A 21509-nucleotide genomic window follows, 5' to 3' on the forward strand; every position below is an offset into this window, starting at 1 on the left:
CGCAGGGTGAGAAGGCCCCCGGACCTGCTCTTACGGCGGTTAGCGTGCGGGAAAACGCCCCTTTCCCCGCTCCTGGAGGCCTGCCGTGACCGGCCACGCGAGACCCCGAACCACCCGGACCGCGGCCCTGCTGGGCGCGGCGCTGCTGCTCTCGGCCTGCGGCGCCCAGGGGACCGCCGCGACCGGCGCCGACGCCGGGCCGCCGCGCCCCGGCGGCACCCTGCGGCTGGGGATCTCCTCCAACCCCGACTGCCTCGACCCGCAGCAGGTCGGCACCAACGCCGCGCTCAACGTCGGCCGCCAACTGGTCGACTCGCTGACCGACCAGAACCCCGAGACCGGCGAGATCACCCCCTGGCTGGCCGAGAGGTGGGAGGTCTCACCCGACTCGACCGCGTTCACCTTCCACCTGCGCTCCGGCGCCACCTTCGCCGACGGCACCCCGGTCGACGCCGCCGCGGTCAAGACCAGCTTCGACGGCATCAAGGCGCTCGGCCCGAAGTCCCTGCTCGGCGCCGGGTACCTGGCCGCCTACCGGGGCTCGACCGCGCTCGACCCGGCCACGGTGAAGATCGAGTTCTCCGTCCCGAGCGCGCAGTTCCTCCAGGCCAGCTCCACCATGTCGCTCGGGGTGCTCGCGCCCGCCGCCTACGCCGGGACCGCCGAGCAGCGCTGCCAGGGCACCGGGCTGATCGGTTCCGGTCCGTTCGTCTTCGAGAGCTTCCAGCCCAACCGGGAGGTCGTGCTGGCCAAGCGCCCCGGCTACGCCTGGGGCTCCCCGCTGTGGGGGCACACCGGCGAGGCGTACCTGGACAGGATCTCCTACCGGGTGGTCCCCGAGCCCGGGGTGCGCACCGGCAGCCTGGCCTCCGGCCAGCTCGACGCGATCACCGACGTGCAGCCGGTCGACGAGCCGCAGTTCACGGGCAATGGGTTCACCGAGCCGGTGCGGCCGAACCCGGGCATCGTGTTCAACCTCACCGCCAACACCACCCGCGGCGTGCTCACCGACGCGAAGGTGCGCCAGGCCGTGTCCAAGGGCATCAACCGCCCCGAGGTGACCTCGACCGTCCTGTCGTCCAACTACAGGGCCGCCACCAGCGTCCTCGGCTCCACCACCCCGCTGCACGCGGACCTGACGAAGGAACTGGCCTTCGACCAGCAGGGCGCCCAGGCGCTGCTCGACTCCGCCGGGTGGCAGCCCGGCCCGGACGGCATCCGGGTCAAGGACGGGCAGCGGTTGACCGCGAGCGTGGTGTTCTCGGCGGTGTTCAACCAGAACCAGAGCGCCCTGGAGCTGATCCAGCAGCAACTGCGCAAGATCGGTTTCGACCTGCGCATCGAGCTGCACACCACCGCTGAGACGACGACCATCCAGCAGTCCGGGAATTATGACTTCCTCTGGTTCAACACCACCCGCGCCGACCCGGACATCCTGCGCCAGCTCTACTCCACCAAGTCGGCCAACCGCAGCAAGCTCACTCCCGGCCCGCTGGACGAGGCGCTGGACCAGCAGGCCGCCACGGTCGACCCGGCCACCCGCGGCCCCGCCGCCGAGCGGGCCCAGCGGCTGATCGTGGAGCAGGCCTACGTCATCCCGGTGTTCGAGCTGACCCAGGTCCTGGGGGTGGGGCCGACCGCGCACGGCATCGAGTTCGAGGCGTCCTCGCGGCTGCGCCTCTTCGACGCCTGGGTGTCGGGGTCGTGAGCCGCACGAGCGTGCCGCGCCGCCTGGCGCAGGCCGTCGTAGTGCTGTGGGCGGCGTTCACCCTGTCATTCGTCGTGCTCTACCTGCTCCCCGGCGACGCCGTGCTGACCAAGCTCGGCTCCGCCGAGGGCGGGGTGACCGCCTCCGACGCCGAGGTCGCCGCCGCCAGGGCCGCCCACGGCCTGGACGACCCGCTGCCGGTGCAGTACGGCAAGCGCCTGCTGGCGGCGCTGCGCGGCGACTTCGGCACCTCGGTCAGCACCGGCGACGACGCCACCCACCTGGTGTTGTCCGCGCTGCCGCCCACCCTGGCGGTGACCGGCCTGGCGCTGGTGCTGGCGGTCCTGTTCGGTGGCGGCGTGGCCGTGCTGGGCACCTACACCCGGCAGCGCTGGCTGGGGCAGCTCCTGCTGTCACTGCCGCCGCTGGGCATCTCGCTGCCGTCGTTCTGGGTGGGGCTGGTGCTCATCCAGGTGTTCTCGTTCCAGCTCCGCCTGGTGCCCGCGCTCGGTTCCACCGGGTTCGCCTCGCTCGTCCTCCCGGCGGTCACGCTGGCGCTGCCGACCGGCGCGATCATCGGGCAGGTGCTGGCCAAGAGCCTGCGCACCCAGCTCGCCGAACCCTACGTGGAGGTCGTGCTGGCCAAGGGCGCGAGTCGCGGTCGGGTCCACTTCGGACACGCGCTGCGCGGCGCCGCGCTGCCCGCGCTGACGCTGGTCGGGGTGGTGGCGGGCAACCTGCTCGCCGGGTCGGTGGTCACCGAGACCGTGTTCGCCCGCGACGGCGTCGGCCGGGTGACCGCGGCGGCGGTGACCGCGCAGGACATCCCGGTCGTGCAGGCGGTGATCGTGCTGGCCGCGTTCTTCTTCGTGGCGGTCAACCTGGCCGTCGACCTGCTCTACCCGCTGCTCGACCCCCGCCTGGCCGCACCGGCCGCCCGCACCGGGAAGGTGACCGCCGATGCCTGACCTGTCCGTCCGGGACACCGGACTGCACCTGCTGCGCAGACCGGGGCTGGTGCTCTCCGGGGTGGTGATCGCGCTGGTGCTGCTGGCCGCGGTGGCGCCCGCGCTGTTCACCGGCCAGGACCCGATCGCGGGGGTGCCCGCCGAGCGGTTGCGGGGCCCGTCGCCGTCGCACCTGTTCGGCACCGACGAGACCGGCCGCGACGTGTTCGCCAGGGTCGTGCACGGGGCGGCGCTGTCGCTGCGGGCCACGGTGATCGCCGTGCTGGTGGCGCTGGTGTCGGGGGCGGCGCTCGGGCTGCTCGCCGGGTTCCGCGGCGGCTGGCTCGACTCGGTGGTCATGCGCGTCATCGACGTGGTGCAGGCGGTCCCGGCGATCCTGCTCTCGCTCGCGCTGGTGACCGCGCTGGGCTTCGGCACGACCAACGTGGCCATCGCCGTCGGGGTGTCGAACCTCGCCGCGTTCGCCCGGCTGATGCGCGCGGAGGTGCTGCGCGTGCGGTCCGGGGCGTTCGTCGAGGCCGCGCGGGCCAGCGGGGTCCGCTGGAGCGGGGTGCTGGGCAGGCACGTGCTGCCCAACGCCCTCGGACCGGTCCTGGTGCTGGCCACGCTCACCTTCGGCACCGCCGTGCTGGAGGTGTCCGCGCTGAGCTTCCTCGGCTTCGGCGCCACCCCGCCCACCCCGGAGTGGGGCGCGCTGGTCGCGGGCGGGCGCGGCTTCCTGGCCACCGCCTGGTGGATGACGACCTTCCCCGGCCTCACCGTCGCCGCGGTGGTGCTGGCCACCAACCGGCTCGGCCGGGCCCTCGACGGCGAACGGAGTGGACGATGACCGGGGTGAGCGCGGGGTTGCTGCGCATCGACGGCCTGGACGTGACCTACCGGACCCGCACCGGACCGGTGCGGGCGGTGCGCGGGGTGGACCTGACCGTCCACCCAGGACAGATCGTGGCCGTGGTCGGCGAGTCCGGGTCGGGCAAGTCCACCACCGCGCACGCCGCGATCGGGCTGCTGCCCGCGGGCGGCCGGGTCGAGGCGGGCAGCATCACCTTCGACGGCCGCGACCTCACCGGGCTGTCGGAGAAGGGCTGGCGGTCGGTGCGCGGCACCGGCATCGCCCTGGTCCCGCAGGACCCCACCGTCTCCCTCGACCCGGTGCGCCGCGTCGGCGAGCAGGTGGCCGAGGTGCTGCGCATCCACCGCCTCGCCCCCCGCGCCCGGCTCGCCGCCGAGGCCGTGGAGCTGCTGCGCCGCGCCGGGGTGGACCGGCCGGGGCAGCGCGCCCGGCAGTACCCGCACCAGCTCTCCGGCGGCCTGCGCCAGCGGGTGCTCATCGCCATCGCCCTGGCCGGGGAACCGCGGCTGATCATCGCCGACGAACCCACCAGCGCCCTCGACGTCACCGTGCAGCGCGCCATCCTCGACCACCTCCAGGAGCTGGCCGCCGAGTCCGGCACCGCGGTGCTGCTCATCACCCACGACCTGGGCGTGGCCGCCGACCGCGCCGCGCACGTCGCGGTGATGTCCGGGGGCACCGTGGTCGAGCAGGGACCCACCCGCGAGGTCCTGGGCGCCCCCGCCCACGCCTACACCCGCGACCTGCTCGCCGCCGCCCCCGCCCTGGCCGGGGAACCGCTGCGCCCGCGCCGCCCGGCGGGGACCGACGTGCTGCTCGCGGTGACCGGCCTGCGCCGCTCCTTCGACGGCACCGCCGCCGTGGACGACGTGTCCTTCACCCTGACCAGGGGCCGCACGCTGGCGCTGGTCGGCGAGTCCGGCTCCGGCAAGACCACCACCGCCCGGATGGCCGTCGGCCTGGAAACCCCGGACGCGGGCACGGTCACCTTCGACGGGGAGGACATCACCGCGGCGCGCGGGGAGCGGCTGCGCGCGCTGCGCCGCCGGTTCCAGCTCGTCCACCAGAACCCGTACGCCTCGCTGAACCCGAGGATGACGCTCGGCGACATCGTCGCCGAGCCGCTGCGCGCGTTCGGCGTCGGCGACCGGGCGAGCAGGCGCGAACGGGCCGCCGAGCTGCTGGAACAGGTGGCGCTGCCCGTGTCGGCGCTGCGCCGCAGGCCGGTCGAGCTGTCCGGCGGGCAGCGGCAGCGGGTGGCGATCGCCCGCGCGCTCGCGCTCAACCCGGACCTGGTGGTGCTCGACGAACCGGTGTCCGCGCTGGACGTGTCAGTGCAGGCGCAGATCCTGCGGCTGCTCGTTCGCCTGCAACAGGAGCACGGGTTGACCTACCTGTTCATCACCCACGACCTGGCCGTGGTCCGGCAGGTCGCCGACGAGGTCGGGGTGATGCGGCGCGGTCGGCTGGTCGAGTCCGGCCCCACCGACGCGGTGCTCACCGACCCGAGCGCCGAGCACACCCGCGAACTGCTCGCCGCCATCCCCGGCACGCGGGTCACCGCGAGCTGAGGTTATTCCCGATCCGCGCAACCGTCCCACCCCCTGGCTGCCGGGGCGCCCGCCGCCCGCACCGGCGCACAATCGGCCAGGACGGACCGGAAGGAGATCCCGCATGACGACCCCTGACCCCGGACCCCACCTCGCCGTCGCGCTCGACGGCGCGGGCTGGCACCCGGCCGCTTGGCGCGAGCCGCTGGCCCGGCCGGACGAGCTGTTCTCCGCCCGCTACTGGACCGACCTGGTCCGCGAGGCGCAGTCGGCCGCCCTGGACTTCGTCACCTTCGAGGACACCCTCGCGTTGCAGCGCGGCGGGTCCCCGGAGGCCACCGACCGGGTGCGCGGGCGGCTCGACGCCGTGCTCATCGCCGCCAGGGTCGCCCCGCTCACCATGGGCATCGGGCTGGTGCCCACGGTGGTCACCACGCACACCGAGCCGTTCCACATCTCCAAGGCCATCGCCACCCTGGACTACGTCAGCACCGGCCGCGCCGGGGTCCGGGTCCGGGTGGGGCGCCCGCACGAGTACCCGCACTTCGGCCGCCGCGACCCCGAGGAGGACCGCGACTCGCTGTTCACCGAGGCCGCCGACTACGTCGAGGTCGTGCGCAGGCTGTGGGACAGCTGGGAGGACGACGCGGAGATCCGCGACGCGGCCACCGGCCGGTTCGTCGACCGGGACAGGCTGCACTACATCGACTTCGAGGGCGCCGCGTTCTCGGTCAAGGGACCGTCCATCACGCCCCGGCCGCCGCAGGGCCAACCGCTGGTCACCGCCCTGGCGCACGCGGAGATCCCTTTCCGGTTCGCGGCGGGGTCGACCGACCTCGCCTACGTCACCCCGACTGACCGGAGTGACGCCGAGCGGATCGTGGCCCGCCTGAACGGCCTGCCGCACGTGTTCGCCGACCTGGTCGTGTTCCTCGACGACAAGCCCGGCGCCGCCGCCGACCGGCTCGCCCGCCTCGACGAGACCGCGGGCAGGGCCTACGCCTCCGACGCGCACGTGTTCACCGGCACCCCCGCCGAACTGGCCGACCTGCTGCTGGACTGGCACGCCGCGGGCCTCACCGGCTTCCGCCTGCGCCCCGGCGCGATCCCCGACGACCTGACCGCCATCACCCGCGGCCTGGTGCCCGAACTGCGCGCCCGCGGCGCGTTCCGCTCCGGCTACGAGGCCGACACCCTGCGCGGGCTGCTCGGCCTGCCGCGCCCCGCCAACCGCTACGCGACCGCCTGAGGAGGACCGGTGACCGTCACGCCGGAAGGCAAGCCCCGCAAGCAGATCCACCTCGCCGCGCACTTCCCCGGTGTCAACAACACCACCGTGTGGAGCGACCCGGCGGCGGGCAGTCACATCGACTTCCGCTCCTTCGTCCACCTGGCGCAGACCGCCGAACGGGCCAAGTTCGACCTGTTCTTCCTCGCCGAGGGCCTGCGCCTGCGCGAGCAGGGCGGCGAGATCTACGACCTGGACGTGGTCGGCCGCCCGGACACCTTCACCGTGCTGGCCGCCCTCGCCGCGGTGACCGACCGGCTGGGCCTGGCGGGCACGATCAACTCCACCTTCAACGAGCCCTACGAGGTGGCCCGCCAGTTCGCCTCCCTCGACCACCTGTCGGACGGCCGGGCCGCGTGGAACGTGGTCACCTCGTGGGACGCCTTCACCGGCGAGAACTTCCGCCGCGGCGGGTTCCTCCCGCAGGAGCAGCGCTACTCCCGCGCCGAGACGTTCCTGCGCACCACCTGGGAACTGTTCGATTCGTGGAAGGGCGACGAGGTGGTGGCCGACAAGGACACCGGCACCTTCCTCAGCGACCCGGCGGCGGGCACCTTCGCCCACCGCAGCGAGCACTTCGACATCTCCGGCCGGTTCACCGTCCCGCGCAGCCCCCAGGGCCGCCCGGTCATCCTCCAGGCGGGCGACTCCGACGAGGGCCGCGAATTCGCCGCCGCCACCGCCGACGCCATCTTCAGCAGGCACGGCACCCTGGAGGCGGGCCAGGCGTTCTACGCCGACGTCAAGGGCAGGCTGGCCAAGTACGGCAGGCAGGACCACCAGCTCAAGGTCCTCCCCGCCGCCACCTTCGTCCTCGGCGACACCGACGCCGACGCCGCGGAGAAGGCCGACGTCGTGCGCAAGCAGCAGGTCAGCCCCGCCACAGCCATCAAGTTCCTGGAACAGCTCTGGAACACCGACCTCAGCACCCACGACCCGGACGGCCCACTGCCCGCCTTCGACCCGGTCGTGGGGGAGAACACGGTCGCCAAGGGCCGGGCCAGCGTGCGGATGCACCGGGACCCGGTGGCCACCGCCCACGAGTGGCGGGCCCTGGCCGAGGCCAAGGGCCTCACCAGCCGTGAACTGATCATCGAGGTCACCGGCCGCCAGAACTTCATCGGCTCCGCCGAGACGATCGCCACCCGCATCGACGACCTGGTCCAGGCAGACGCCAGCGACGGCTTCATCCTGGTCCCGCACGTGACCCCCGGCGGCCTCGACGAGTTCGCCGACACCGTCGTCCCACTCCTGCAGGAACGGGGGGTCTTCCGGGCCGAGTACACGGGCACCACGCTGCGCGAACACCTCGGCCTCGACCAGCCGTGAGCGGCTGCTGAACCCGAGGTGCGGTGGCCGGGGTTCCGCGTTGCCACGAGGGCTTCCGGTCGCCGGTGCCGGTCGAGAGCGGGCAGGCGGAACGCCGCCCGCTTGGGGCCGCCCGCTCGGGCGGGTGGTTGCGGGTGCGCGTGGCGGGTGCTGTGTCCGGCGCTGACCGGCAGGTGCCCGCCCCGCCGCCACCGCCCCGCGCCGCCCACACCGCTGTCTTGCGCTGCCCCGCCCGCCCTGCTGCCCCGCGTTGCCGCCACCCCGCCGCGCTGCCCCCATCGGGTGATGGTCGGTGGCCGGGCCGCGCGGTGGTGCCGGGGGTGGGGGTGTCTCGTAGGCTACTGGTGGGTAGCGAGGGTGAGGGAGTGGCGGCATGGTCGAATCGGGTCGGGCTCGGCAAGAGGCGATCTACCGGGCCGGTGTGTCCGGCACCCGACCCCGCGTCCCCACCGACGCCGCCGCGCTGCGAGCGGCCGCTCGGCGCCGCTGCTCGCGCAAGGCGTGGGCCTACGTCGAGGGCGGGGCGGGGGAGGGGGCGACCATGGCCGCGAACCGGGCGGCCCTGGACCGGTACGAGATCGTTCCCCGCATGCTGCGCGACGTCGCCGAGCGGGACACGTCCACCACCCTGCTCGGCACCCACCTCGCCGCTCCGCTGCTGCTGGCCCCCGTCGGGGCGGCGGGTCTGGTGGCCAGGGACGCGGACGTGCTGATCGGGCGGGGCGCGGCCGAGGCGGGGGTGCCGTACATCTTCTCCTGCCAGGGCAGCAGCCCGATGGAGCGCACCGCCGCAGCCATGGGCGACGCCCCGCGCTGGTTCCAGCTCTACTGGAGCCGCGACGAGGAACTGGTCGACAGCTTCCTGGCGCGGGCGACGGCGATCGGGGCGGGCGCGGTGGTGGTCACCCTCGACACCACCATGCTCGGCTGGCGACCGCAGGACCTCAACCTGGGCAGCCTCCCGTTCTCCCAGGGCATCGGCATCGCCCAGTACACCTCGGACCCCCGCTTCCGCGAGCTGGTCCGCGCCCGCACCGGCGGTCCGGCCCGCGACGTGAAGATCACCCCCGCCGCCGTGCGCACCCTGCTGTCCATCTCCCGCGAACACCCCGGCCGCTTCCTGGACAACCTCCGCTCGCCCATCCCCCGCGCGGCGGTGGAGACCTTCCTCGACGTCTACTCCAACCCCGCGCTCAACTGGGACCACATCGCGGGTCTGCGCGAGCGCACCAAGCTGCCCATCGTCCTCAAAGGAATCCTGCACCCGGACGACGCCCGCACCGCCGTCGACCTCGGTGTGGACGCCGTCATGGTGTCCAACCACGGTGGTCGCCAGGTCGACGGCGCCACCGCGTCCCTGGACGCCCTGGTCGCCGTTCGGAAGGCGATCGGGGCGGAGTACCCGGTGTTGCTCGACAGCGGTGTCCGCACGGGGGCGGACGTGTTCAAGGCGTTGGCGCTGGGGGCGAACGCGGTGACCTTGGGGCGGCCGCACATCTACGGTCTCGCCGTGGGTGGCAGCGGGGGAGTGGCTGATGTGGTGCGCAACGTGCTGGCGGAGTTCGACCTGACCATGGGGTTGTCCGGGGTGGCTTCGCTGGACGAGATCACCCCGGACACTGTGGTCTGCCGCTGAGCCGTGTCCTGCGCGAAGCTCGGGCGGGCGGGGGGCGGTGGACCACGCGTCGCGGCGAGTCGGTGCGACAACCACTTGCGCGCGACCGCCGCCTGCTGCCACCATTGCCGCATGTCGAGTCGAAAGGGCGCGTGCGCCCTGATCTCTTGAGTCGCCGGGCGCGGCGCAGGTCGCGCGCCGGGGGATACCGGGTCTCAGAACTGGTGTCCCAAGTCGAGGAAGTCCGCCGGGAGTGGCTGGAGTACGCCTTCGCCACCGAACCCGCGGACCGGTCCACCGCCGAGGCGGTCATCTCCGAGTTCTACGCCATCATCGGCAGACCGCCGCCCGCGTTCGAGTGGGTGGGGTCCCCCGCCGCGGTCCGCGCGGACATCGGTTCGGCGGCGGGTGATCGGGTCGCGGTCGAGTTCGCCACCCGGACCGCGCGGGTTCGCGACAGGCTCGAACGGGACCTGCGGCCGTGGGGCCTGCCGGGGGAACCCGGTGAGCGCACCGCCTGCCCGGCCACCGCGCGATCCTTTGTGGACAACATGGTGCACGGCGAGCTGCGCCGGGTCGTCCGCGAGGGTGTGGTGGCGGTGGTGGCCGCCGAGGCGGGCCGGTCGGCGGTGCGCTGGTACGGGCAGCACGACGCGGACTGGGTCGGCTGGCACGACGCCTGCGCGCGGCTGCTGGGCACCCGCCGGTCCCCGCGCGACGAGCACTTCCTCACCCTGTGGACCACCCTCGCCCGCTCCTGCGGGTGGTGGTGGCCGCGCGAGGGCGTCTGCGTCGTGGCCGAGCGGCCCGAATCCGTGCACACCGAGGACTGGCGCCCGCACAGCGCGGACGGCCCGGCCCTGCGCTACCCCGACGGGTGGTCGGTGCACGCCTGGCGGGGAACCAGGGTGCCCGCCTGGGTGATCGAGGACCCCACCGCCGAGCGGATCAGCGCCGAGGCCAACATCGAGGTCCGCCGCTGCGCCATCGAGAACATCGGCTGGGAGGCCTACCTCGACGACGCGGGTACGACCGCCGTCGGCCGCGCGCCCGACCCCGGCAACCCCGGTTGCGAACTGCTCCTCTACGACCTGCCCCGCTGGGACCGCCCGTCCCGCCTCCTGCTGGCGGTCAACGGCTCGGTCGAGCGCGACGGCACCCGCCGCCGCTACGGCCTGCGCGTCCCGCCCTGGCTGGACGACCCGGTCGAGGCCGCCGCCTGGTCCTACGGCCTCACCGGCCCCCAGTACGCCCAACTCCTACGACGAACCTAGAGGTGATCAACGTGGAACTCGCACAGCTTCTCGACCGCACCGGCCTGACCGTCCTCGACCACCTGGAACTCCAGGTCGCCATCCCCGTCATCGACGGCCTGCAAGCCCAGGGCGACCTCATCATCATCCCCCGCGCCCTGGTCCCCGTCGTCACCGAGGACTCCTGGGCCCGGTGGTCCCCCGTCCCCCGCGCGGGCGTGGAACTCGTCCGCGGCGCCAACGGTGCCAACCCGCACACCCTCACCGCCGACCCGGGCACCTGCGAGTGGACCATCCATGTCCACGAACCCCTGCGCCTGGCCATCGCGCTCATCCGCAACACCGCACCGGTCCACCTCGTCCACCCCGAACACGGCGGCACCGGCATCGCCCCCGGCGAGTGGGTCGTCCGCCGCCAACAGGAACGCGGCACCGCCCGCTTCCGCTCGACCTCGACCCTCGTCTGCGACTAGGGGTCGCACCGGGTGGGCGGGCTGGTGTGCCCGTGCCCGGGTTGCGGGTTCACCACCACGATCCGGTCGCCCGTGGTCCGCGCGGAAAGCGGAAACCCCGGTGCCCCGCCGGGGGAGGGCGGGGCACCGGGGTGTTTCCCCGTCGGCTGACCGCCCGGGCGCGACCACCGGTCCCCCCGGAACCCGTCGCGGGGTCCGGGTCCGGGTGGTGGCGCCCGGCGGGGGGAGTGGGTCAGCCGACGACCGGGAGCAGGTCGCGGTCGGCGAAGACCGACTTGGCGACCAGCATGGCGTTGAACACGCGCGGGTTACCGGCGAAGGCCAGCAGGTGGATGATCGTCTCGACGATCTCCGCGGGCGTGAGGCCCACGGTGAGCGCGGCGTTGATGTGGAACCGCAACTGCCGCTCGGTGTCGCCCAGGGTGACCAGGGCGGCGATGGTGGCGAGCTGCCGCTGCCGCAGGTCCAGGCCGGGGCGGGTGTAGAGGTCGCCGAAGGCGAACTCGCCCACGAACCGGGCCAGGTCCGGGGCCACCTCGGCCAGCGGGGCGACGATGTTGTCGATGTCGCCGCCCATCTCGGCCAGGCGGGCGGCGCCGCGCTCGAAGCGTTCGGTGCTCACGGTGGTGCTCCTTCGGCCGGGGGTGGTGGGGCGGGTGCCGCCCCACCACCGGGATCAGGCGGGGACCTTCGCCGAGTGGGTCTCGATGAAGGTGACCATCCGGGCCCAGGCGTCGTCGCACGCCTCCTGCCACTGCTCGTAGGTGGCGTCGAAGAAGGAGTGCGGCGCACCCTCGTAGACGTGCAGGTCGTAGTCCTTGCCCGCGGCGTCGAGCTTGCCCGCGAACGCCTGGAACTCGTCCTGCGAGGTCGCCACGTCCTCCCCGGCGAGCAGCAGCAGCAGCGGCGCGGAGATGTCGTCGACGACGTCCTCCACCAGCCGCGGCAGCCCGTAGAAGCCGATCGACCCGGTGACCCCGAGGTCGGTCGCCGACATCCGCCACGACTGCCCGCCACCGAAGCAGAACCCCACGGTGAACACCGGACCGGTGTTGAACTCCGTCAGGTACTCGGCGGCGGCGGCCACGTCCGCGGCCACCTCCTCCGACTTGACCTGCGGCAGCAGCGGCTTCCACTCGAAGTTCTCGTCGCGCAGCCCCGGCCCGGCGGTCCGCCCGTAGTAGTCGATCGCCGCGACGGTGTACCCGGCCTGGGCGAACCGGTTCGCCAGCGCCTGGTAGTAGGGGTGCGTGCCGCGGATGTCCGGCAGGATCACGATGTTGACCCCGTTGGGCGCGGCGGGGATCGCGCGGAACGCCGAGAACGCCGTGCCGTCCGCCGAGGTCAGCTCCAGCAGACCTTCTTCGGCGACCTCACCGGGGTTGTCGAGGGCGGGGGGCCTGCTGTCGGTGCTGTGGCACATGCGGTCGAGCCTTTCGTGCGGGGTTCGGCGCCGACCCGGCGCCCGGGGTGAACTCTGGTGCCCAAGCGGTCCCCCATCCAGACCCCTGCCGTTACTGGTACTGGCAGACCCACGCTGCGGCTGCGGAGGTGCGGCACACTGGGCGCGTGGACGATCGCAACGAGCTGGGCCGGTTCCTCAAGTCCCGACGCGCCCGCCTCGACCCCGCCCGCGCGGGCATCGAGGTCATCAGCCGCCGCCGGGTCGCCGGTCTGCGCCGCGAGGAGGTCGCCGCCCTGGCGGGCATCAGCGTCGAGTACTACGTCCGCCTGGAACAGGGCCGCGCCCAACGCCCCTCCGAGGGCGTCCTGGACTCCCTCGCCAGGGCCCTCGAACTCGACGACGTCGAACGCCGCTACCTGGAGGGCCTGGCCAACCCCAGGACGTCCACCCCCAGGGCGCCCAGGGCCGAACGCGCCCGCACCGAACTGGCGCAGCTGCTGGGCATGATGGACCGCATCCCCGCCCTGGTCATCAACCACCGCATGGACGTCCTCGCCTGGAACCACCTCTCCCGCCAACTCTTCTTCGACTTCCCGGCCACCACCCCCAAGGACCGCAACCTCGCCCGCTTCGGCTTCCTCTCCCCGGAAAGCCAGAACCGCTTCGTCGACTGGCACGACGTCCAGCGCGCCACAGCGGGTGCGCTGCGCCTCGCCGCCAGCCGCCACCCCAACGACGAGGCGTTGGCCACCCTGCTGGGGGAGCTGACGATGAAGAGCGAGGTCTTCCGCACCCTGTGGGCGGGCCGCGACGTCAAGCAGCGCACCCACGGCACCAAGCGCTTCCGCCACCCGGTGGTGGGCGAACTGGCCTTGCGGTTCGAGAACTTCGAACTCCCGGGGGAGGCGGACCAGCGGCTGGTCACCTTCTCCCCGGAACCGGCGAGCCCGGCGGCGGCTGCGCTGGAGCTGCTGATGATGTGGACGGCCCCGCCCGCGGAGCGCACCCAGCCGCACCAGGAACCGGTCACCGATTGACCCTCAGCCCGCTTGGCGGCCGAGGAGTTGGTGCCGGAGGCGCCAGGCGCGGTCGAGGATGCAGGCGCCGGGTGAGGCCATCGGTTCGTCGGTGAGGAGCCGGTGCACGCAGGGTTCGTCGAAGGGCAGGCCGTCGGTGACGGCGGTGGTGTCCGACGCGGTGACGAGGTGTCCTTCGGCGTTGACGGCGACGAAGTCGCCGAAGAGGGTGTCGAACACGTCGTCGTCGATGACCACGGCGGTGAGGATGGTGGCGGTCAGGGTGAGGGTGTCCAGTCCGATCCCCAGGCAGAAGGGGCGGACTTTCCCTGCGGTGCGAGCGGTTTGCAGGCCCCGGTACAGCGGCCAGGACTCGTAGTCGAGCGGCACCCCTTGTGAACCGTCGCGCTCGGGTTCGCCGAGCAACTCCTCGGAGTACTCCCGGACGATGTTGCGCCAGAGGTCGAAGTCGTTCTCGCGGTCCCAGGTCGCGATGGTCGACGGTTGGAACTCCCCTGCCGGGATGAGTCCGTAGATCCCGGCTGCGGTGGCCACCTTCGCCGGGTCGCGCCAGTGCAGGAAGAAGGTCGCTTGGCCGGTGTCGGTGTTTCGCCGGAGGGTGAGGGTTTCGATCGCCGGCATGACGGCACGTCGGCGCAGGTCGAATGGATCGCCCACGAGTCCCCGCAGTGGGAGGTCTTCCCAACCGGGTTCGGACTTGCGGTTGGCGGCTCCTGCGAGTTCGTGGGCGATGGCCTCCGACAGGTCTAGTTTGTCGAAGTAGGTGCCCAACCCGAACCGCAGCCGAGGCTTGGTGCTGGCCAGGTCGGCATCCACGAGGCGGTAGCTGGGGCGGTTCTCGAACAGCGCGGGTGGGTCGAGATAGCGAATGGCGGATGTGTACCGGTCGTAACGCTTGCCCGACACCCTCAGAGGGAGGACACCACATGCCTCCGCCTCGGTGCCCGTGACCAAGATCGGAGTTGCGGTGTTCTCCCATTCGAGGGTGATGCCCTCCAGAGGCAAGGGGTGAGCGGGTGTCCAAGCGTCAGGGGCGAGGAAGGGCGCACCTGTGGCAAGAAGCCCAGGCGAGTACAGCGACGCCGCCACTCGTGCGAGATCGCCTCTGCCGCTGTTGAGAGCTCGCCGTAGCTTGCGCCATTCTTGCTGGCTGTGCTGCACAGGGTCGATTCCGCCGACCAGCGGAGCAGCCGACGGAAGCGGTATCGGCCGCAGGATCTCATCGGAAATCCCCAGTTGTCTTGGCGGCAGATCGAGTTGAGTGGCGATGTGCAGGAGGGTGTCGATGTCGCGGATCGTCCGCTGCCCGTTCTCGACCTTGGAGATGTAGGACTGGTCGACGTGGAGGATCTGGGCAAGATCGGCCTGGCTCAGGCTGTGCTTCGCCCGGTAGGTTTTGAGGGTCTCACCGACCACACTGGTGTCGACCTCCACACCCTCTGGGTTCATCGGGGACAACCACGTCTCCTCGCCCAAGTCACTTCTCCGCTCGCTAGTAAACGATCCTGACCTGCGGTTATCCCTAGTTGGCATATCAGGTCAGACGTTAGGTCAATCAGACCTTGGACGTCCGACCGTCCGGGGACAAGTGTAGTGGTGTGACTCCAGCAGCACCCGTTTCGCCGAGACTGGTCTCGCCCCTCGATCAACGGCCATATCTATGTGGCCTGTGGAGCTTGAGGTTCTACCTGATGCTGTTTCCAATCGTTTCGGCATGGCCTGGGGGTGGGTGGTGACGTGGCAATTCGTAACGCCGTCCGATCGAGTCGGGCGGATGGCGTGCACCAGGGTCTTCGAGGGTGGTCACACGTTCCGGTTGGCGGCGGGTGACAGTGCGATCGCAGTGTTGCGTGGTGTGTGCGTGGAGGAGAAGCGGGTGTTCATCGTCCGGGATCGTCGGTTTCCCGGGCCGGTGATCGAGGGGCCTCAGCCGATCGTCGCCACGATTGCCAAGCCGTTGGCCTTGCAGTGGTTCGACCACCACGGTTTGGCTGTGATCGCCCGGGCATGGATCAGCGCGGCAGCATCCACCCGAGGTGCGCGATGATGGCGGATGTCGATGTTCGGCATCGGGTTCTGGGCATGACGTTGGCGCGGTGTCGTCGTGATCGCGGGTTGACGACCCGGCAGGCGGCGTCCTGGTTGGGGATGTCTGCGGCGTCGTTGAACCGTTCGGAGAACGCCCGGCGGCGGTTTGAGCCGGTGGAGGTGGGGGCGGCGTTGGCCGCCTACCGGGCCACGGGAGCCGTGCGGGCGCAGGTGTCGGCGCTCGCGGACGGGCCGCAGGCCGGCGGGTGGTGGGAGACGACGAACATGCCACCCTCGCACGAGCTGGCGGTCAGGTTGGTGGAGCGGGATGCCCGTTCAGTGGTCGAGTTCTCCACCACCGAGATTCCCCTGGTGGCCCAGGTGTCTTCCTACACGCGGGCCTTGTGGTGGAACCGCCCCGTCGACACCCACGCGGCGCTGACCCGGGCCGCGTGCAGGCGCGAGGTCCTGTTGGAGCCCACCCAGCCGCAGCGGACCCTGATCCTCGATGAGGCGGTGTTGCGTCGCCCGGTGGGCGGTCCGACGGCGATGGCACAGCAACTGCGTCACCTGCTGGCTTTGGTGCACGGCAGACCGATCACGGTGCGGGTGATCCCGTTCAAGGAAGGCGGGTACCGCAGCCCCGGCAACTGCGCGGTGTACCGGATCACCGACAAGCCCACTGTGGTGCACCTGTGGTCCGGCACAGCCTCCGGGCTGCTCGACGACCCATCCCACACCGAGGACATCGAAAAGTCGGTGGACGACCTCCTCTCGATCGCCGCCACCCCCGCCGAGAGCGCCGGGCTTCTGGCCCGGTTCGCCGCCGATCACGAACGCACCGCAGGCCTGTACCCATGACGAACACACCCAGGACGTGCACCAGGCCCGGGCACCGCACGACGACGGTGGACCTGCGCAGCACACTGGTGGCCGACGGCTGGACCCTGCACGTCGAGCCACCCGACAGTTCGGGGGTCATCGGCGCGTACCGCGTCGGTGCGGGTTGCCGCGACTTCATCGTGACGGGCGAGAAGGGCAACGGTGTGGTCTTCGGTGGCCGCTGGTTCGCCGCCTCGAACCTCACCTGGATTCGGCAGGTCGACGGCTGCCGGGAGATGACCCGACTGCTGGACGCCTTCCCGGATGAACCGGCCGCCCCGTGGATTCCTGTGGATGCCGATGAACTCCTGGCCATGACGCAGCAGCGACAAGCGGAGCTGACACGAACCCCACCCCCACCCGATCGCGGATGACAGCAGGTCAGGCGATGTGCTTCTGCCCAGGTCGAGATGCGACACCAGGTCCGGTGCGGTGCCCCATCACCCGGGTGACCCACCTGTTCGACCGTGGCGGGATCACCTCATGCCCCGGGGTGGTCCCGCCACGTTCCCACCACCAGCACGAGCCGAGGAACAACATCGATGCCCACACCCACCACCACTGCCCCCGCAACCGCCGAGGAACCCGGGGCCCGTGCGAAGACCCTGCGCGGGCTGCTGTTGGCCCGCGAACTCGACGCCGCCCGACAGGCACGGGGCTTCACCACCCGGAATCTCGCCGCAGGGATGTCGATGAGTCCGGCGATGCTCAACCGGGTCATGACCGGTCGCCGGGTTCCCACCGCCCTGGAGATCGGCGGCCTGTGCAGCCTGCTCGACATCCACCCCGCCCGCCGACGCCACCTCTACCGGTTGACCGCCGACGCCGACCTCACCGACTGGCTCCTCATGACCGACGCCGAGGAGAACCCGGTCGACCAGGTCGAGCACATCGCGGAAACCATCACCTGCTTCGCCTCCCACCTCATCCCCCGCCCGCTGCGCACCAACGCCTACAACGACGCAATCACCCACACCACCGCCGCGCACTCCACGCCCACCGCCGCGTCCGCGCGGGCGATGGAGATCAGCATGTTCCTTCTGCATCCCCGATCCCTGCAACACCCCGGTGTACCCGTGGCTGTGATGCGCGAACAGCTTCACCACCTGCGCGACACCCACCTGCACAGGATTCGATTGCTGCCCGCAGCGGTTCCGCCCGAGCCCGGGTTCCGGGTCCTGGGCATCGACCACTTCCCGCCGGTGGTCCACATCGAACACCACAACACCACCGTCCTCCTGGAACACCCCGCCGCGACCGCCACCCACACCACCTTCCTCCACCGCGCCGAGGCCGCCTCGCTCACCGTGGACCACGCGCGCGAGATCCTGACCGACACCACTGGTCCTGGCCGGTCCCGATGACCCGGAGTCCTCGCTGACCACGTCCACTCGTGTCGCGGAAAGCAGAGCGGGCTCTGGTCTCCGAACACGGAGAACAGAGCCCGCTTCCTCCACCTCGGGAACCCCGGACCAGGGGATTCGGTGAGGCTTCCGAGGGGAAGATCCGACTAGCTCCAGGCCTGGGCGGCGCGGTGGCTGTCTTCGAACATGTGGTACTTGGTGATCAGGCCTTCGGTGACCTGGATGTGCAGGGCGAAGGTGCTTTCGAAGAGCTTGCCGGTGCGGGTGATCCGGTGGGCGAAGGCGCCCAGGACGACTCCGTCGGTGCCGTCGACCATGATCTTGGTGATGTCGAACTTCTCCGTGGTGATGTCCTCGGTGGCGATGCGCAGGAACTCCGTGACCGACGGGTGGTCGGTGCGGGGGCCGGTCCACGGGACGATGTCCTCGGCGCCCGCGACGGCGAAGTCCACGGGGGTGGCGAACAGTTCCACCATGCCGGGGACGTCGCCCGCGCCGAAGCGGGTGAAGAACTCCTGGATGGTGGCGGCGGTGTCGCGGACGGTGACGCTGGTCATGCGGTCTTCTCCTTGTGTGCCGGTGCGGCGGGGACGGCGATGGTGGTCAGGTGGGCGCGCAGGGTGGGCAGGTCGGGGGTGGTGTCCACGGCGGCCACGTAGCCGTCGGGGCGGACCAGTGCGACCGTGAAGCTCTTGGGGCTGAACAGCTTCGACTGGCTCGACGCCAGCCAGCCCAGCCGTGGGTTGTCCGAGAGGACTCCGTCGCCGGTGAGGACGCGGGTGGTCAGGAGGTCCGGGTGGGTGGCCAGCAGGCCGTCGACCGCCGCTTGGGCCTGGCGGCCCAGGGAGGGGTCGGGGAGGCAGACCAGGAGGGTGTAGCGGTCGATGGGCATCGAGGCGCGCAGGCCCGCCACCTCCGAACCCACCCGGACGTCGTGCGCGGGCAGGAGGTGGCCGCTGAGGATGCGGTCGCGGGCGGTGCCCGCGCTGCGGGTGACCGGGCCGGACACCGCGAAGTTCTCCGGGTAGGAGTTGGTCAGGCCCGCCAGCCACGGGGAGTAGTAGCGGTCGAACAGGCCGAGCTTCTGCGCCAGCCCGGCCGCCACGTCCCTGGCGACCGACTGCCACTTCTTCTTGAGCATCCACGCCTTGGTCTGGACCTCGGCCTGCTTGACGACCGCCGCCGCCACCGCGGCGCGTTCGACGCCGTAGCTGTCGAACAGGGCCGGGGTGGCCGTGCCGCGGTGGACCAGGGCCAGCTTCCAGGCCAGGTTGTGCGCGTCGGTGACGCCGGTGTTGAGGCCCTGGCCGCCCGCCGGGCTGTGCACGTGGGCGGAGTCGCCCGCCAGGAAGACGCGGCCGACCTGGAACTTCTCGGTGTGGCGGGCGTGGATGTTGAACGTGGTCTTCCAGGACACGTCGTGCAGGCGCAGGCCGCCGGGGCCGCGGCGGTCGACGTAATCCTGCAGGACCTCCTCGGTGAGGTCCTCCGGCTTCATCCCGGGCGGGCCCGCGGTGAAGACGCGGAAGCGGCCGTTGTAGAGCGGGACCATGACCAGGATGCCCGCGCCCGAGCAGTAGTAGTGCACGGCGTCGCGCTGAAGGTCGCCGTCCACGGCGACGTCGGCGAGGATGAAGACGTTGGCGTAGGTGGCGCCCTGGAACTCCAGGCCGATCTGCTTGCGGACCAGGCTGCTCGCGCCGTCGGCGCCGACCAGGTAGGCGAAGCGCTCCGTGGACTCCTGGCCGTCGGGGCCCAGCAGGGTGGCGGTGACGCCGTCGTCGTCCTGGGACAGGGTGGAGAGGGTGGTGGACCACTCGATGGTGCCGCCCGCGTCGGCGAGGGCCTTGCGGAGCAGGTCCTCCACGTCCGGCTGGGTGATGACCGCGGGCTGGGTCTCCCGGCCGAACGGGATGCGGCAGATCTGCCGGGCGTCGGAGTAGTAGCGGAACGACTCGACCGGCAGGCCGCGGGTCTCGATGTGCTCGGCGCCGCCGAGGAGGCGGAAGACCTCCAGGGTGCGCGGCCACACCATCAGGGCCTTGGTCAGCGGGCTGGGCCCGTCGGCCTTGTCGACCAGCCGGACCGGGACGCCGCGGCGGGCCAGTTCGGCGGCGGCGGTGAGCCCGACCGGGCCCGCGCCGACCACGAGGACGGGGAGGGACTGTCTCATCGGCTTGCTCCTGGGTCGGGAGGTCAGGACGCGGCGGGGAGCGCGGCGTCGGCCTCGGGGGACGGGGTGGTGGCGCGCTCGCGCAGCATGAGCACGATCACCGGGGCGCCGACGGCGCAGACCGCGGCCAGAATCCACAGCACGGTGTGGAAGGCGCCGGTGTAGGCGGTGGCGGCGAAGTCGACGAACCCGCCGCGGGCGGCCTCCGGGACGGTGGCGGCGACCTCGCCGAGCTTGCCCTGGGCCAGGTCGTTGGCGATCTCGCCGACCTCGCCGGTGCCGGGGTGGGCGGCGATGCCGTCGGCGAGCCTGCCCTGGGTGAGGCTGACCAGCAGCGACCCCATGCCCGCGATGGCCACCGCCTCACCGGTGAGGCGCATGGTGTTGAACATGCCCGCGGCCATGCCCGCCCGGGCCGGGTCCACGGTGCCGATCGCGGCGCCGTCGAGCAGGCCGAAGGAGATGCCGACGCCGGTGCCGATGACCAGCAGCGGGCCGATCAGGGTGGCGGTGGCGGCGTCGCGGTCGATCGTGGTCAGCCAGGCGGCACCGGCGGCGACCAGGACCAGGCTCAGGCCGAGCAGCACGTGCGTGGGCACCGCCTTGACCACCGCGCCCGCGATCACCGGGAACACCAGCACCGGCACGGTCAGCAGCAGCATGGTCAGCCCGGCCTGCTGCGGGCCCATCCCGGCGATGCCGATGAAGAACGACGGCAGGAACACCAGCAGGCAGACGAACCCGAACGCCAGCAGCACCGGCATCAGGCACACCGCGACGAACCTGGGCTGGCGGAACAGGTTCAGGTCGAACATCGGCCGCACCTGCGCCCGCTCCACCACCACGAACCCGGCGATGAGCACGGCGAACACCGCGAACAGGGCCAGCACCAGCGGGTCGGCCCAGCCGCGCTGCGGGCCCTCCACCAGCGCCAGGGTCAGCGCGACGAGCCCACCGCTGAACGTGGTGGTGCCCTTCCAGTCGACCCCGGTGGCCTCCGGGTCGCGCGACTCGCGCAGCGACGGCAGCGCCACCAGCACGGCCAGCGCGATCGCGGCGTGCACGAGGAACACCGACCGCCAACCCCACAGGTCGACGAGGATGCCGGAGGTGGACGGGCCGAGCGCCAGGCCGAGGCCGAAGGAGGACCCGAGCGCGCCGAACGCCTTCATCTGCGCCGGGCCGCTGTAGGCCTGCGCCAGCAGCGCCGAGCCCGCGGTCAGCACCATGGCGGCGCCGATGCCCGCGACCGCGCGCAGGACGTCGATGGTGACGATGTCCGACACCAGGCCCACGCCGGCGGTGCAGGCGACGAACACGACCAGGCCGGTGGCGAACATCCGCTTGCGGCCCAGCAGGTCGGCCAGCGCGCCCGCGGCCAGCATGACCCCGGCGAAGGCCAGGTTGTAGGCGTTGACGACCCACTGGAGGCTGACCAGGGCGGCGCCGAGGTCGGAGCCGATGGCGGGCAGGGCGATGGAGGTGCCGGTGAGCGAGGCGGGCAGCAGCCCGCAGGAGACGCAGACCGCGATGAGGGTGATCAGGGGTGTGGCGCGCCGCGCCGCGGGTGTGGACACGAGAAC

20 protein-coding genes are annotated in these 21509 nt (G+C 72.0%); 14 read left to right on the plus strand and 6 right to left on the minus strand.

Features of this window, described 5'->3' with window-relative positions; all coding sequences use genetic code 11:
* Positions 1–85 precede the first annotated feature (85 nt).
* From UO65_RS03305 to UO65_RS03345, 9 genes are all read left to right on the plus strand, one after another.
* Positions 86–1708: an ABC transporter substrate-binding protein gene (locus tag UO65_RS03305; protein WP_035278588.1), complete on the plus strand. Its 1623-nt coding sequence runs from the start codon at positions 86–88 to the stop codon at positions 1706–1708.
* Complete coding sequence (locus UO65_RS03310) at positions 1705–2676, plus strand: ABC transporter permease (RefSeq protein ID WP_200873294.1); 972 nt, start codon at positions 1705–1707, stop codon at positions 2674–2676. Before UO65_RS03305 ends, UO65_RS03310 begins: the two co-directional genes overlap by 4 nt.
* Entirely contained in the window at positions 2669–3505 is an 837-nt protein-coding gene (locus UO65_RS03315) for an ABC transporter permease (RefSeq protein ID WP_035278590.1), read from the plus strand. Before UO65_RS03310 ends, UO65_RS03315 begins: the two co-directional genes overlap by 8 nt.
* Complete coding sequence (locus tag UO65_RS03320) at positions 3502–5100, plus strand: dipeptide ABC transporter ATP-binding protein (protein ID WP_035278592.1); 1599 nt, start codon at positions 3502–3504, stop codon at positions 5098–5100. The genes UO65_RS03315 and UO65_RS03320 overlap by 4 nt, the downstream gene beginning before the upstream one ends.
* Positions 5101–5203: 103 nt before the next feature.
* A complete protein-coding gene (locus tag UO65_RS03325) occupies positions 5204–6328 on the plus strand; it encodes an LLM class flavin-dependent oxidoreductase (protein WP_035278594.1) in 1125 nt (374 codons plus the stop codon).
* A 9-nt stretch (positions 6329–6337) separates the two neighbouring features.
* The gene (locus UO65_RS03330) at positions 6338–7696 is read left to right on the plus strand and encodes an NtaA/DmoA family FMN-dependent monooxygenase (RefSeq protein ID WP_035278596.1); all 1359 of its coding nucleotides are present in this window, start codon (positions 6338–6340) and stop codon (positions 7694–7696) included.
* A gap of 373 nt (positions 7697–8069) precedes the next feature.
* Entirely contained in the window at positions 8070–9332 is a 1263-nt protein-coding gene (locus UO65_RS03335; RefSeq protein WP_035278598.1) for an alpha-hydroxy-acid oxidizing protein, read from the plus strand.
* A 203-nt stretch (positions 9333–9535) separates the two neighbouring features.
* Entirely contained in the window at positions 9536–10585 is a 1050-nt protein-coding gene (locus tag UO65_RS03340) for a DUF6745 domain-containing protein (protein ID WP_233427424.1), read from the plus strand.
* 11 nt (positions 10586–10596) lie between these two features.
* A complete protein-coding gene (locus UO65_RS03345; protein ID WP_035278669.1) occupies positions 10597–11037 on the plus strand; it encodes a hypothetical protein in 441 nt (146 codons plus the stop codon).
* 232 nt (positions 11038–11269) lie between these two features.
* On the opposite strand, the gene UO65_RS03350 is transcribed toward UO65_RS03345, so the two are convergent.
* Complete coding sequence (locus UO65_RS03350; RefSeq protein ID WP_035278600.1) at positions 11270–11659, minus strand: carboxymuconolactone decarboxylase family protein; 390 nt, start codon at positions 11657–11659, stop codon at positions 11270–11272.
* A gap of 54 nt (positions 11660–11713) precedes the next feature.
* Positions 11714–12460 (minus strand): dienelactone hydrolase family protein, encoded by a 747-nt coding sequence (locus UO65_RS03355; RefSeq protein WP_035278602.1) that lies wholly within the window; start codon positions 12458–12460, stop codon positions 11714–11716.
* A gap of 146 nt (positions 12461–12606) precedes the next feature.
* Between UO65_RS03355 and UO65_RS03360 the strand changes: the two genes are divergently transcribed.
* Complete coding sequence (locus tag UO65_RS03360; protein WP_035278604.1) at positions 12607–13479, plus strand: helix-turn-helix transcriptional regulator; 873 nt, start codon at positions 12607–12609, stop codon at positions 13477–13479.
* A gap of 3 nt (positions 13480–13482) precedes the next feature.
* On the opposite strand, the gene UO65_RS03365 is transcribed toward UO65_RS03360, so the two are convergent.
* Positions 13483–14955, minus strand: coding sequence for a helix-turn-helix domain-containing protein (locus tag UO65_RS03365; protein WP_233427425.1), 1473 nt, complete (start codon positions 14953–14955; stop codon positions 13483–13485).
* 385 nt (positions 14956–15340) lie between these two features.
* Between UO65_RS03365 and UO65_RS35430 the strand changes: the two genes are divergently transcribed.
* The 4 genes from UO65_RS35430 (at position 15341) to UO65_RS03385 (ending at position 17753) form a co-directional block, all read left to right on the plus strand.
* Positions 15341–15526: a hypothetical protein gene (locus tag UO65_RS35430; protein WP_152551960.1), complete on the plus strand. Its 186-nt coding sequence runs from the start codon at positions 15341–15343 to the stop codon at positions 15524–15526.
* Complete coding sequence (locus tag UO65_RS03375; protein WP_035278608.1) at positions 15523–16368, plus strand: helix-turn-helix domain-containing protein; 846 nt, start codon at positions 15523–15525, stop codon at positions 16366–16368. The genes UO65_RS35430 and UO65_RS03375 overlap by 4 nt, the downstream gene beginning before the upstream one ends.
* Positions 16365–16763, plus strand: coding sequence for a hypothetical protein (locus UO65_RS03380; protein ID WP_152551961.1), 399 nt, complete (start codon positions 16365–16367; stop codon positions 16761–16763). Before UO65_RS03375 ends, UO65_RS03380 begins: the two co-directional genes overlap by 4 nt.
* Positions 16764–16931: 168 nt before the next feature.
* Positions 16932–17753 carry a helix-turn-helix domain-containing protein gene (locus tag UO65_RS03385; protein ID WP_035278612.1) on the plus strand — a complete coding sequence of 274 codons (822 nt, stop codon included), beginning with the start codon at positions 16932–16934 and terminating at the stop codon, positions 17751–17753.
* 146 nt (positions 17754–17899) lie between these two features.
* Here UO65_RS03385 and UO65_RS03390 read toward each other — a convergent pair whose 3' ends face one another.
* The 3 genes from UO65_RS03390 to UO65_RS03400 are packed head-to-tail and all read right to left on the minus strand — an operon-like array spanning position 17900 to position 21503.
* Positions 17900–18310, minus strand: coding sequence for a nuclear transport factor 2 family protein (locus UO65_RS03390; RefSeq protein ID WP_035278614.1), 411 nt, complete (start codon positions 18308–18310; stop codon positions 17900–17902).
* Positions 18307–19926, minus strand: coding sequence for an FAD-dependent monooxygenase (locus UO65_RS32980; protein WP_084175265.1), 1620 nt, complete (start codon positions 19924–19926; stop codon positions 18307–18309). The genes UO65_RS03390 and UO65_RS32980 overlap by 4 nt, the downstream gene beginning before the upstream one ends.
* Before the next feature lie 23 nt (positions 19927–19949).
* The gene (locus UO65_RS03400) at positions 19950–21503 is read right to left on the minus strand and encodes an MFS transporter (RefSeq protein ID WP_035278615.1); all 1554 of its coding nucleotides are present in this window, start codon (positions 21501–21503) and stop codon (positions 19950–19952) included.
* Positions 21504–21509: the final 6 nt, after the last annotated feature.

The sequence above is a fragment of the Actinokineospora spheciospongiae genome, from assembly GCF_000564855.1.
In the GTDB taxonomy this organism is placed as follows: domain Bacteria; phylum Actinomycetota; class Actinomycetes; order Mycobacteriales; family Pseudonocardiaceae; genus Actinokineospora; species Actinokineospora spheciospongiae.